This is a genomic window from Pseudomonas sp. No.21 (assembly GCF_054558415.1).
On the sequence record NZ_BAAJNO010000026.1, the window covers coordinates 1 to 12,162 of the forward strand.

The 12,162-nt window shown below is 68.2% G+C and carries 10 protein-coding genes; 5 read left to right on the plus strand and 5 right to left on the minus strand.

Annotated elements, in window-relative coordinates; genetic code table 11:
* Positions 1-345 precede the first annotated feature (345 nt).
* Entirely contained in the window at positions 346-1,503 is a 1,158-nt protein-coding gene (ydcS, locus tag ACYJSS_RS29890; protein ID WP_111264284.1) for a putative ABC transporter substrate-binding protein YdcS, read from the minus strand.
* Between the two features lie 393 nt (positions 1,504-1,896).
* Here ydcS and ACYJSS_RS29895 point away from each other — a divergent pair, with 393 nt between their 5' ends.
* The 4 genes from ACYJSS_RS29895 to ACYJSS_RS29910 all read left to right on the plus strand — a co-directional run bounded on the left by ACYJSS_RS29895 (position 1,897) and on the right by ACYJSS_RS29910 (position 5,924).
* Positions 1,897-3,306: a circularly permuted type 2 ATP-grasp protein gene (locus tag ACYJSS_RS29895; RefSeq protein ID WP_111264283.1), complete on the plus strand. Its 1,410-nt coding sequence runs from the start codon at positions 1,897-1,899 to the stop codon at positions 3,304-3,306.
* 2 nt (positions 3,307-3,308) lie between these two features.
* On the plus strand, positions 3,309-4,259 hold the full coding sequence (locus ACYJSS_RS29900; RefSeq protein WP_021222640.1) for an alpha-E domain-containing protein: 951 nt from the start codon (positions 3,309-3,311) through the stop codon (positions 4,257-4,259).
* A complete protein-coding gene (locus tag ACYJSS_RS29905; protein ID WP_236206553.1) occupies positions 4,256-5,059 on the plus strand; it encodes a transglutaminase family protein in 804 nt (267 codons plus the stop codon). Before ACYJSS_RS29900 ends, ACYJSS_RS29905 begins: the two co-directional genes overlap by 4 nt.
* A 133-nt stretch (positions 5,060-5,192) precedes the next feature.
* A complete protein-coding gene (locus ACYJSS_RS29910) occupies positions 5,193-5,924 on the plus strand; it encodes a proteasome-type protease (RefSeq protein WP_111264281.1) in 732 nt (243 codons plus the stop codon).
* Positions 5,925-6,238: 314 nt separating this feature from the next.
* Here the strand turns inward: ACYJSS_RS29910 and ACYJSS_RS29915 are convergent, their stop codons facing one another.
* The 4 genes from ACYJSS_RS29915 to ACYJSS_RS29930 all read right to left on the minus strand — a co-directional run bounded on the left by ACYJSS_RS29915 (position 6,239) and on the right by ACYJSS_RS29930 (position 10,767).
* Positions 6,239-9,058, minus strand: coding sequence for a DUF4132 domain-containing protein (locus tag ACYJSS_RS29915; protein WP_236206554.1), 2,820 nt, complete (start codon positions 9,056-9,058; stop codon positions 6,239-6,241).
* A gap of 24 nt (positions 9,059-9,082) precedes the next feature.
* Positions 9,083-9,526, minus strand: a complete 444-nt coding sequence (locus ACYJSS_RS29920) for a hypothetical protein (protein WP_111264280.1) — start codon at positions 9,524-9,526, stop codon at positions 9,083-9,085.
* Between the two features lie 90 nt (positions 9,527-9,616).
* On the minus strand, positions 9,617-10,411 hold the full coding sequence (locus ACYJSS_RS29925; protein WP_111264279.1) for a cytochrome c: 795 nt from the start codon (positions 10,409-10,411) through the stop codon (positions 9,617-9,619).
* Entirely contained in the window at positions 10,411-10,767 is a 357-nt protein-coding gene (locus ACYJSS_RS29930) for a rhodanese-like domain-containing protein (RefSeq protein WP_111264278.1), read from the minus strand. The genes ACYJSS_RS29925 and ACYJSS_RS29930 overlap by 1 nt, the downstream gene beginning before the upstream one ends.
* A 120-nt stretch (positions 10,768-10,887) precedes the next feature.
* Between ACYJSS_RS29930 and ACYJSS_RS29935 the strand changes: the two genes are divergently transcribed.
* Positions 10,888-11,775, plus strand: coding sequence for an AEC family transporter (locus ACYJSS_RS29935; RefSeq protein WP_111264277.1), 888 nt, complete (start codon positions 10,888-10,890; stop codon positions 11,773-11,775).
* Positions 11,776-12,162: the final 387 nt, after the last annotated feature.

The window sequence follows — 12,162 nt, forward strand, 5'->3', positions numbered from 1 at the left end:
TGTGGTGCGCACGGGCTTTCGTAGGATGGGTCGGGCGGCGTTCCGCGAGCGAAGCGAAACCCATGCGGTGAAGGTGGCACAAACCCTCAAGCGCCCGGAAAGTACCGTGCTTGAGCGCCTGCATTAAAACCACAACAGCTAACGCCGACAGAGCCAATTCATTCGCCAAGCGACGCGCAGCGCCGCCGCTCTCCTGCCGCGGTAAACCCCAAGGCCCGACGCCGTGCCGTGATCGACAGCGCCTGGTGGAGGTAGAAAGCGACCTCCACCCTACGCAGCGGTCAGGCCCGGGGTGGGAGCGAATTCATTCGCGAAGAGGGCCGCACGGCGCCTCGGGCAGGCCCGCTAACGCCCACCCATGATCGCGATGTAGTCCTGGGTCCAGCGGCTGTAGGGCACGCATTGGCCGTCACCGCACTTGGCCTGGGGTGTCTTCCAGAAGGCGATCTTGTCGAACTGGTCGTAGCCGTTGGTGGCGCAGCCGCCGGCGCCGAGCAGTTCGCTGTCGGTGCAGCCCTTGGGCACTGCCGGCACCGAGCCGAACCAGGCCGCCACGTCGCCCTGCACCTTGGGCTCCAGGGACCAGTTCATCCATTTGTAGGCGCAGTTGGGGTGCTTGGCCTCGGCGTGCAGCATGGTGGTGTCGGCCCAGCCGGTGGAGCCCTCCGTGGGGATGGTGGAGGCGACGGGCTGCTTTTCGCCGCGCAGGGCGTTGACCTGGTAGGGCCAGGAGCCCGAGGCGGCCACGCCTTCGTTCTTGAAGTCGCTCATCTGCACGGTCGCGTCGTGCCAGTAGCGGTGGATCAGCGGTTGCTGGCCGCGCAACAGGGCGATGACGGCGGCGTACTGCGCCTCGCTCAATTCATAGGGATCGCGGATGCCCAGCTCGGGCCGGGTGCGGCGCAGGTAGAGGGCGGCGTCGGCAATGTAGATGGGGCCGTCGTAGGCCTGTACCCGGCCCTTGTTGCTCTTGCCGTCGGGCAGGGTGGTCTCCTCGAACACCACGTTCCAGCTCGTCGGCGGCTTGGGGAAGACCTGGGTGTTGTACATCAGCACGTTCGGCCCCCACTGGTAGGGCGTGCCGAAGTGCTGCCCGGCCACGGTGTGCCAGGGGGCGTCCCTGAGCCGCTCGTCGACGTTCTTCCAATTGGGGATCAGCGCGGTGTTGATCGGCTGCACGCGCTTGCCCGCCACCAGGCGCAGGGAGGCATCGCCCGAGGCTGTGACCAGGTCGTAGCCGCCCTTGGCCATCAGGCTGACCATCTCGTCGGAGGTGGCGGCGGTCTTCACGTTGACCTTGCAGCCGCTGTCCTTTTCGAAGGCGGTGACCCAGTCGTAGGCCTTGTCGGTCTCGCCGCGCTCGATGTAGCCGGGCCAGGCGACGATGTCGAGCGCGCCTTCGCCCGCGCCGATCTGCCTGAGCGGTTCTGCTGCCTGCAGCGCGCCGCTGAGCAGGGCGCTGGCGCAGGCGAACGCCGAAAGGGTGCTTCTGATCGAGGACATGGTCGACTCCTGATGCGGATGCGGCGGAGCCTGGGCGGCGACCGCCAGAGCAGCGGGCCGTGAGGCGGGAGGTGCTCAAGCCAGCGTAGTTCGCGGCCTGTGGCCTGACAAGCAAGGTTACCGACGGCGCGGGCAGGCTGCCGGCCTTGTCCTAGACTGCTTGCGTGGGCGCATTCGCGATGAGCGAAGAATTAGGGAACAAGTACGCGCAGCTCCCCGTCCTAATCCGTATCGCCGCCAAACGGGGCGGTGGCACCCGTTCCGCTCCCGAAGCTGCACCATCGCAGTGCGTCGGAGCTGGAGTCCGTGTGCAACTCATTGATACGTAAAGGGTTGAGTCGCTGGCACGAGGCTTGCGACTGCAAGATGGTCGGTGGTGACAAGGAGTCCGGCATGGCCCGCACCTTTTTTGACGAGATGTACGACGCGAGTGGCGAATGCCGCCCGCACTACCGGGAATTCGCCCGCTGGTTGGCCGATACCCCCGAAGAGCTGCTTGCCCAGAGGCGGCGCGAAGCCGACCTGCTGTTCCACCGGGCGGGCATCACCTTCACCCTCTACGGGGACGAACAGGGCACCGAGCGCCTGATCCCCTTCGACACCATTCCCCGATCCATCCCCATGAGCGAGTGGCGTGTCGTCGAACGCGGCTGCATCCAGCGCGTCAAGGCGCTGAACATGTTCCTCGCCGACCTCTACCACGGCCAGCGCATCATCAAGGCGGGGATCATCCCGGCCGAGCAGGTGCTGGCCAACGAGGGCTACCAGATCGCCATGCAGGGCCTGGACCTGCATCGCGACATCTATGCCCACATCGCCGGCGTGGACCTGGTGCGCGACGGCGACGGCACCTACTACGTGCTCGAGGACAACCTGCGCACCCCCAGCGGCGTCAGCTACATGCTCGAAGACCGCAAGATGATGATGCGCCTGTTCCCCGAGCTGTTCGCGGCGCAGCGCGTGGCGCCCATCGACCACTACCCGAACCTGTTGCTGGAGACCCTCAAGAGCTCCAGCCCGCTGGACAACCCCAGCGTCGTGGTGCTGACCCCGGGGCGCTTCAACAGTGCCTACTTCGAGCACGCCTTCCTCGCCCGCGAGATGGGCGTCGAGCTGGTGGAAGGCGCCGACCTGTTCGTCCGCGACGACCGTGTCTACATGCGCACCACCTCCGGCCCGCAGCCGGTGGACGTGATCTACCGTCGCCTCGACGACGCCTTCCTCGACCCGCTGGCCTTCAACCCGGACTCCATGCTCGGCGTGCCCGGCCTGCTGGCGGCGTACCGTTCCGGCAACGTGGTGCTGGCCAACGCCATCGGCACCGGGGTGGCGGACGACAAGTCGATCTACCCCTACGTCGGCGACATGATCCGCTTCTACCTCGACGAGGAACCCATCCTCGCCAACGTGCCCACCTGGCAGTGCCGCAAGCCCGAGGAGCTGTCCCATGTACTGGCCAACCTGCCGGAGCTGGTGGTGAAGGAAACCCAGGGCTCCGGCGGCTACGGCATGCTGGTCGGCCCGGCCGCCACCAAGGCGGAGATCGAAGCCTTCCGCGAACGCCTCAAGGCGCGCCCGGAGGCCTACATCGCCCAGCCCACGCTGAGCCTGTCCACCTGCCCGACCTTCGTCGAGAAGGGCATCGCCCCGCGCCACATCGACCTGCGCCCGTTCGTCCTCTCCGGCCGCGAAACGCGCCTGGTGCCGGGCGGCCTGACGCGCGTCGCGCTGCGCGAGGGCTCGCTGGTGGTGAACTCGTCGCAGGGCGGCGGTACCAAAGACACCTGGATCGTGGAGGACTGATCGTGCTGAGCCGTACTGCCTCCGATCTCTACTGGATGTCGCGCTACCTGGAGCGCGCCGAGAACCTCGCGCGCATGCTCGATGTGAGCTACTCGCTGTCGCTGATGCCCCAGGACGGCCGTGGCGATGGCCTGGAAGAACTCGCCATGCCGCTGCTGATCACCGGCACCCTGGACGCCTACCTGACCCGCCACGGCCAGCTTCACGCCGAGCGCATGCTGCACTTCTTCGCCCTCGACGCGGAGAACCCGGCGAGCATCTACAGCTGCCTGGGCGCCGCCCGCACCAACGCCCACGCCGTGCGCGGGCGCATCACCGCCGACATGTGGGAGAACATCAACGCCACCTGGCTGGAGATGCGCGGCATCGCCGGCGAGGGCCTGGGGCGCTACGGGATCAAGCGCTTCTGCGAGTGGGTCAAGGAACGCTCGCACCTGTTCCGTGGTGCCACCTTCGGCACCATCATGCGTCACGACCCCTACCGCTTCATCCGTCTCGGAACCTTCATAGAACGGGCGGACAATACGCTGCGCCTGCTCGATGCACGCTACGAGATGCTCGGCGAGGAGGCGGAGGAGGTCAGCGATACGTCCGCACGTGGCTACTACCAGTGGAGCGCCTTGCTCCGCGCGCTGTCGTCCTTCGAGGCCTACACCGAGGTGTTCCGGGGTTCGCCCGGCGCACGCCAGGTGTCCGAACTTTTGCTGCTGCGCCCCGACGTGCCGCGCTCCCTGCGTGCCTGCATGGAGGAGCTCAACCTGATCCTTTCCAGCCTGCCCGGCGAGAACGGCCGGCCGGCCCAGCGCCTGGCCGCCGAGCTGGACGCACGCCTGCGCTACACGAGCATCGACGAGATCCTCGGTGAGGGCCTGCACGGCTGGCTCACCGACTTCATCCTGCTGGTTCGCCAACTGGCCAGAGCGATCCACAGCTCATATCTGGAGGCCGTATGAAACTGTCCATCCGCCACGAAACCACCTATCGCTACGACGACCAGGTTCGCGCGAGCATCCAGTACCTGCGCCTGACGCCCCACGACAGCGAGCGCCAGCACATCCTCAGCTGGCAGCTCGACCTGCCGCGCCCGGTACGCGCGCAGATCGATCCCTACGGCAACATCCTCCACGTCTTGACCCTGGATGAACCCCACGAGGCCATCGTCATCGGTGCCCGTGGCCAGGTGGAGATCGACGAGCACAGCGAGGCCGAGCACGACAAGCTTTCGGCGCTGCCGTTCCTGCGCTCCACCCGCCTGACCACGGCGGACGAGGCGTTGCGTGCCTTCGCCCACACCCACTGCAAGCCCCGGCCCGAGCGCAGCGGCCTGATCACCCTGATGGACGCGCTGCACGAGCACATCGACTACCGGACCGGCGTCACCGCCGTGGACAGCACCGCCGCCGAGGCCTTCGCCGGCCGCGCGGGGGTCTGCCAGGACCATACCCACGCCTTCCTCGCCTGCGCCCGCACCCTCGGCGTGCCGGCGCGCTTCGTCTCCGGCTACCTGTACAAGGAGAACAACGCCCACCTGGTCAGCCACGCCTGGGCGGAAGCCTGGCTGGGCGATGCCTGGTACAGCTTCGACGTCACCAACCGCCTGTCCCGGCCGGAGCGCCACCTCAAGCTCGCCGTCGGCCTGGACTACCTGGATGCCTGCCCGGTGCGCGGCATGCGCCGTGGCGGCGGCGAGCAGATGCACGCGCGCGTCGACATCGACGTGCCGCCCCTGCTGATGGTCCAGGAGCAGCAGTAACACGCGTCACAGGACTTCTCGCTGCATCACCGGTCATTCGACTGCCCGCCTGCCATCCCGGCAGGCACGGGCCGGTGATGCCGAAGCGCAAGGCGCGGGGGAGGCGGGGGGCACATAAAAACGGGAGAGAACCATGACCTACTGCGTCGCCATGCACCTTGCCGATGGCCTGGTGTTCGTTTCCGATTCGCGCACCAACGCGGGCATCGACCACATCGCCACCTTCCGCAAGCTCTTCACCTTCGGTACGCCCGGTGAACGCCTGATCGTGCTGCAGACGGCGGGCAACCTGGCCACCTCGCAGTCGGTGGTCAACCTGCTCAAGCAGCGCCTGGGCAGTACCCTGGTGAACCTCGACAGCGTGCCCACGCTCTACGACGCCACCGCCCTGGTGGCCGAAACCATCCGCGAGGTGGTGGCCCGCGACGGCGCGCCGCTGGCGGGCAACACCGACCTGACCTGCTCCTTCCTCGTCGGCGGGCAGATCGCCGGCCAGCCGCCCGCGCTCTACAGCATCTACCCGCAGGGCAACTTCATCCAGGCCACCGAGGACACGCCCTTCCTGCAACTGGGGGAGAGCAAGTACGGCAAGCCGATCCTCGATCGCAACCTCAAGCATGACACCAGCCTGGAGGAGGCGCTGCGTTGCGCGCTGGTCTCCTTCGATTCCACCATCCGCAGTAACCTCTCGGTCGGCATGCCGCTGGACCTGCTGGTCTACCACACCGACAGCCTGATCCTTCCCGCCGGCTACCGCGTCACCGAGGACGACGAATACTACGAAGGCGTGCGCCGCCAATGGGCCGCCGGCCTGCACGAGGTGCTGGAGAAGCTGCCGGCGCCACCGGCGGAATACAACGTCTGACGTCGAGGTCACGGGCGGCGCGAAAGAGCGGGCGAATGAATTCGCCCCTACGGAGTTCTGGACGCCTGTAGGTCGGGTGCAACCCGACGAGGACCATGCACGAAACCACGCGGGTTTCACCCGCCTTACGGACCGTAGGTTGGGCTGAGGTACGAAGCCCAACGTCGCCAGGCCGAACATGATTGCGTTGGGCCTCGCTGCGCTCGGCGCCAACCTACGGCACCGGTTGTGGGAGCGGCTTCAGCCGCGAAAGGGGCGGGCAGGGTGCCGGCTTCATCGCGAATGAATTCGCTCCCACGGGTTGGGCCTATCCCTCACGCCGGCACCTCGCTGCGGCGGATCTGTTCGAGGATGCTCGGGTCGTCGATCGCCCCGTCATCCAGCAGCAGGAACAGCTTGCTGATGATCTCGCTGGTGCGCGCGTCGCTGTCGGCGAAGGGCAGGTAGAGGTCATCCGCCGGCTTGCCGGCCGGGACGATGCACAGGTAGTTGCCCGGCTCGATATGGATGACGCCGCTGCCCAGGTGCAGCCGGTAGCGCGCGCGGCTGCCGGTGATGTGGGCGTGGTGGCCCTCGCAGCGCACGTTGGCCAGCCCCAGGTTGCCCACCAGCGCCTGCACCAGTTCGGCGCGGCGCTGGATGACCTCGGCGCTGCCGGCGTGGGTGCCGGTCTCGCCGGTGAAGGCCACGGAGACGATCAGGTCGGCGTCGCGCAGGGTCTCGGAGAACACCAGCGGCGGAACCTCTTCCAGGGGCAGGGGCGCGCGGTCGCGGACGAATTCGATGGCCTGCAGGGTGATGCTCTCGGTCAGCGGCAGGTAGCGCTGCGCATCGGGGAAGTCGACGAAGGCATACAGGCCCTGGCCCCAGTTGCGGAATACCTCTTCGCCGTCGTGGGTGGTCCAGCCCCGGGCCCGCAGCAGGCGCGCGGCCACGGCGCTGCGCAGCACGTGGCCGGCGAAGCGCAGGGACTTCAGGCCGTTCTCCCGTTCGGCCGGGGTCAACAGGTACAGCTCGCGGAACACCTGCTTGAACGGCTGCACCCGGCGCTGGGCCACCAGGGCCTGCTGCCAGGCGGAGAGCGCGCCGGCTTCGAACAGGTGCAGGGGGTGGGCGATCAGCAGCGGGCCTTCGATGGGGCGCGCCGGTCCCGCCAGGGAGCAGAGGGTGAAGGCGTCGCCGTCCAGCCAGCCCAGTTGGCCGTCACCGTCGCGCAGTACCAGGTGGTCCAGCAGCAGGCGCGCCGCCGGCATGCGCAGCAGCTGGCGCAGCTGCGTCAGCTCCAGGGCCTCGCCACGCGCCATCATGGCTTCCAGGGTCAGGCGGAAGCGGCGGATCTGGTCCTTCATGCGGGCCTGCAGGGTCTTCAGCTCGGCCAGGCCTTCGTGCTTGCGCAGGGCGGCGGGTACGGACTTCAGGCGCTTGCCGCCCTTGCCGGCGACGATGACCGGGTTGAGCCCCTGCAACTCCAGCCACAGGTCGTAGCCGTCCAGATGCAGGCGGTCCGGCGTCTGCTCGGCGATCTCCGCTTCCATCGCCCATTCCAGCCGCGTGGCGTCGCCGTGGCCGGCGGTGCGGGCGAGGTTCTCCAGCCCGGCCTGGATGGCGGCCTGGGAGTTGGCCTGGCGCTCGGCGCCGTAGCGCTCGACTTCGCGGTGGTAGCGCTTGAGGGCCAGGTAGCGCTCGCGGGTTTCGTCCGCGCCGCTGATGGGCAACAGGCCGTAGGCGCGCAAGGCGGCCTGGGCGTGGCGCTGCAGCTTCTTCTCCAGGGCCTTGCGCTCCAGGCCACGGAAGGCATCCAGCAGCAGGCGGGTGTTGGGGAAGGCCCAGGGGGTGCCTTCCAGGGCGGCGAGGTAGTCGGCCAGGTGCCCGGCGTCGGCCTGGTCCAGGGCGGCTTGCAGGGCGTCGCGGTCCACCACGCCCAGCTCCGGGTCGTCGCTGCTCTGCAGGTCTTCCACCAGGCGCCCGCTGTGGTCGACGGCCAGCGCCAGGTCGAGGTAGAGGCGCTGCAGCGGCTTCAGGTCGCTCCAGCCGAGGGCGTCCAGCACGGCTTCGCTGGCGGCGCCGCTGAACGGCAGGGCGGTGAGCAGGCTGGTGCGGGGGAAGTCGGCGAGCTGCTTGGCCAGTTCGGCCTCGTCGTCCTTTTCCAGTTGGCCGACGTCGAGCAGGGCGATCAGCACTCGGCCGCAGATGTCTTCGTAGTGAACCCTGAGGGTGCCCGGTTCCAGGCCGAGGCGTGCCACTTCGCGTACGCCGGCCAGCAACCAGTGCGGGGAGGAGGTGCCGCGTTTGCCGATCAGGCGGAACAGTCCGCTGGTGTCAGGCAACTGGGCAAGGTTGCGCTCGATGAGCTCCGCGTTGAGTGCGTCCAGACGTTGCTCGGCCGGGCTGTGCCCTTCATTCAGCGGCGGCAGCGTGCACAGGCTGTCGGCCCAGGTGCGCACTGCTCGCTCGTGCAGGGCCCCATCCAGGCGGTCGGTTTCGGCCAGGGCCACGGCGAAGTGCCGCAGGGCCTCCGCTGCCTTGCCCTGGTAGGCCTCGGCGAGGTGCTTGTGAAACACGTTTTCACTGGGGCAAGGGTGGTCCCACTCGCCCCCTAGCAGCCAGTGGGCCAGGTCCAGCCAGGCGTCGTCGACGGCGAATCCTGCGAGCAGCTCCAGGCAGTCCTCGAGGTCAGGCGTGGCCCAGGCACTGGCGGGCTGGTGCCAGTAGGCGTCGGTGCTGTAGCCGAAGAGCAGGCCGTGGTCGCTGTCCTCATAACCATGGGTCAGCATGTGCCGCACACGCCGTTCCAGGGCCTGGAAGCCATAGGCGTCGGGGTAGGCCGCAACGCCGGCACGGCTGACGATCTGGGCCAGGCGTTGGCGGGTGTAGCGGTGTTCGGTTTCGTCGTGGCCCAGGCTGCGCGGGAAGACCAGGGCGTCCACCAGGGCGGGCTGGCCGTCGGGGCCGGCTTCGGCGAGGAAGGCGTCGGCCAGGGCGAGGCCGTCGACCTCGTCCCAGAACGGATGCTGGTAGCCGTCTTCGGCCAGCAGCGCGTCGCGTTCGGGCAGGGCATCCAGGGTGCGGTCGAGGAAGGCGTCGAGCAGGGCGATGCGGGCCTGCTGATGGGGGGCGGCTTGGTAATGCTGCATGGGGGAGTCCGTTCGTGTTGGGGATCAGCCGCCGACCAGGGGCACCAGGCGCAGGAAGGTGAGCCGGGCCTGGGCGGGCAGGTCGAGGGAATGGTCGAGGTCGTTGAGCATCTGGCCGTCGAGAAGGATGCGGTAGCGGCGCTGGCGGAAGCCCTCCAGGGCGCGCCGCACTTCCGCTTCGGCGTCGATCCGGGGGGCATCGGGGCGCTCGGCGTGCGGCTTGATGGCGCCTCGGGCGGCCTGGCGGCGGATGTCGTCGTCGCTGAGGTAGTCGGCAGGGACGCTGGCCTGGAGGCGGTCCAGCCAGCCGGCGACCGTCCGTTCGGCCACCTGGTGCAGCACCACCCGGCGGATCAGCTCGCCCAGGCTGAGCCGGGAGTCGTCCAGGTGCAGGTTGAGGTCGGGGGTGAGGGCTTCGTTGCGGGCCCCGCGAAGGACCAGGCTTTCGACGTGCAGCTCGGTGCTCATGCTGGCTCTCCCGGCCGGCGGTTCAGGTGGGTGAGCGTAGCGCCGGGGCGGGCGCCGGAACAGTCCATCCGCGCGCGTCCGTGAGGGGCGTCACGGCGTTTTGCGACCGCTCATGTGGCGCAGGTAGGCGACCAGTTGCTGCAGTTGCGCATCGTCGATCACCGCCGCCGGGAAGGCGGGCATCCGGCCCTGGGGCCAGCGGCGCATGGCCTGCGGGTCGCGGATGTAGCGCTGGAGGAAGCCTTCGGCGAAGTATTCGGTGGGGTTGTAGGGCAGGTTGAGGTCGGGGCCGAACTGGGCATCGCCGGCGCCGTTGAGGCGGTGGCAGGCCAGGCAGTTCTTCTGGAACTGGGCGAAGCCGGCCTGGACGTCGGCGCCCGCATCGGCTGCCGGCAGCAGCGCGGGGAAGCGCTCGGCGACCGCTGCCAGGTAGCGGATCCTGACCACCTGGAAGGGCCATTGCTCCGGGCCTATGCCGCCGGCCTGCGGGTCGGTCCACACCAGGTAGAAGGGCCCGGCGCTGGGCTTGTCCTTGGCCAGGGGCGGCCAGGGTTTGCCCGGGTCTTCCACGGCCAGCCAGGCCCGGGCGCCGTCCTTGGCGAGCAGGGGCGCGGCGGGCAGTTCGGCGGCGAAACCATCCGCCGCCACGGCCTGCAGGTGCTGGCCGGGCTCGACCCCGTCCAGCAGCGCCGCCAGGGGCAGGGCGCGGTAATGCATGGCGCGCTTGTAGGCGACATCCGCGGGTACCTCGATATCCCGCGCCTGGGGGTGGGCCAGCAGCCTGGCGCTGTCCCAGCGTTGCGTGCCGCCGGGCAATTCGAGCAGCAGCTCGGCGGCGTGCAGGGTGGGGGTCAGCAACAGCAGGCAGAGCAGCAGGTGGCGCATCAGGGCGTGTCCAGAATCGGTTTGAGGGTGGAGTAACCGCCGGCATTCTGCACATTGGTGTAGCCCCTGGCACGCAGATCGTCCTGGGCGATGCCGGAGCGGCGGCCACTGCGGCAGTAGAGGACGATGGGGGTGTGCTTGTCCGGTGCCAGTTCCGCGATTTTCGTACCGATGTCTTCGAAGCCGATGTAACGGGCACCGGGCAAGGCTCCTGCCTCGATTTCTTCCGGTGTACGCACGTCGATCAGCACGGCGCCCGGTTGCTTGAGGGCTTCCAGCGCCGCTGCCTGGTCGACATCGGCGGCGAGTGCGGGAAGGCTGAAGGAAAGGGCTAGTGTGGCGAGCATCTTGCGCATGGTGTAACTCCCTGAAAAACAAGAACCCTTGGACCCTAGCACAATTGCCGGAGGTCATCGCCAGCCGTTAGGATCGGGCCTTCCAGCCATTCCACGCCCCTCCGGGCTAAGGAGCGGGCCATGCTGGCCGCGCTGTTCGCCGTCATGGCGCCGATCCTCATCACTGCTGGCATCGGCTATGCCTGGGCACGCTCCGGGCAGAATTACCCAACAGACTTTATCGCTCGTCTGGTTCTTAACGTCGGCACGCCGAGCCTGGTGCTTTCCACCCTCAGCCAGGCGGAAATCGACAAGCACGCCTTCGGCCAGATCGCGCTCGCCTGCCTGCTCACCACCCTGGTGATGGGCGTGATCGGCCTGGGCCTCGGCCGGGCCATGAAACAGGACTGGCGCGTGCTGGTGCCGGCCTTCCTGTTCCCCAATTCCGGGAACATGGGCCTGCCGGTGGCGCTCTACGCGTTCGGCGAGCCGGGCCTGGCCCTGGCGGTGGGCTTCTTCCTGGCCCTGGCGGTGGTGCAGTTCAGCCTGGGGCTGCTGCTCTCGGGCAGCGAGCGTTCGGTGAAGAAGCTGTTCATCAACCCTATCGTCATCAGCCTGGCCCTGGCCATCCCGCTGATCGTCTTCGACCTGTCCCTGCCGCGCTGGCTGGCCAACACCATCGAGCTGCTGGGCGGCATGACCATCCCGCTGATGCTCCTGACCCTCGGCGTATCCCTGGCCAGCATCCGCGTCGGCCACCTGGGCAGCGGCCTGCTGCAGGGGGCACTGCGCATCCTCTTCGGTGCGGGCGTGGGCTGGGGAGTGGGCCTGGCGCTGCAACTGGAGCCACTGACCCTGGGCGTGCTGGTGATGCAGTCGGCGATGCCGGTGGCGGTATTCAACTACCTGCTGGCGGTGCGCGCCGGGCGTTCGCCGGAGCAGGTGGCGAGCCTGGTGATGTGTTCGACGCTGCTGTCGTTCGTGACCATTCCGCTGCTGCTGGCCTGGTGGCTACCTGCGCTGCGTTGACCGCTCGCGGCGGTGCGCAGCACAGGACGATGCCCGCGTTGTCAGCTGACCAGCCGGGTCAGGTTGGGGAGGATGAGGATGACGGTGGTGGCGAAGACGATGAGGCTCGCTTGCCGCATTTTCGGCTGTTTGAACATGGCCTGCTGCCTTTGTTTTTGTTGGAGGCGCCGTGCGTCGGGCGTCAACGGCCTGCCTGTCGGCCTGGCCGCCTCCTTGGCGGTGGGTGGATAGAGCCGCTCCGGCAAAACCCGGCAACGACCTCTGACAACCTGAACTCTAGGGGCCGGCCCCCGATCCCTTTAGAACGCTTGGGATCAATAGGTGAATGCTTAGAACCCCATCGCCGGGTGGCGCCGGAACCCCGCGTGGCAACCCCTGCGCCAGACG

Bases quoted from the DNA above. Each gene is read 5' to 3' on its own strand.
- ydcS (WP_111264284.1), bottom strand. From the start codon at position 1,503: ATGTCCTCGATCAGAAGCACCCTTTCGGCGTTCGCCTGCGCCAGCGCC.
- ACYJSS_RS29895 (WP_111264283.1), top strand. From the start codon at position 1,897: ATGGCCCGCACCTTTTTTGACGAGATGTACGACGCGAGTGGCGAATGC.
- ACYJSS_RS29905 (WP_236206553.1), top strand. From the start codon at position 4,256: ATGAAACTGTCCATCCGCCACGAAACCACCTATCGCTACGACGACCAG.
- ACYJSS_RS29910 (WP_111264281.1), top strand. From the start codon at position 5,193: ATGACCTACTGCGTCGCCATGCACCTTGCCGATGGCCTGGTGTTCGTT.
- ACYJSS_RS29915 (WP_236206554.1), bottom strand. From the start codon at position 9,058: ATGCAGCATTACCAAGCCGCCCCCCATCAGCAGGCCCGCATCGCCCTG.
- ACYJSS_RS29920 (WP_111264280.1), bottom strand. From the start codon at position 9,526: ATGAGCACCGAGCTGCACGTCGAAAGCCTGGTCCTTCGCGGGGCCCGC.
- ACYJSS_RS29925 (WP_111264279.1), bottom strand. From the start codon at position 10,411: ATGCGCCACCTGCTGCTCTGCCTGCTGTTGCTGACCCCCACCCTGCAC.
- ACYJSS_RS29930 (WP_111264278.1), bottom strand. From the start codon at position 10,767: ATGCGCAAGATGCTCGCCACACTAGCCCTTTCCTTCAGCCTTCCCGCA.
- ACYJSS_RS29935 (WP_111264277.1), top strand. From the start codon at position 10,888: ATGCTGGCCGCGCTGTTCGCCGTCATGGCGCCGATCCTCATCACTGCT.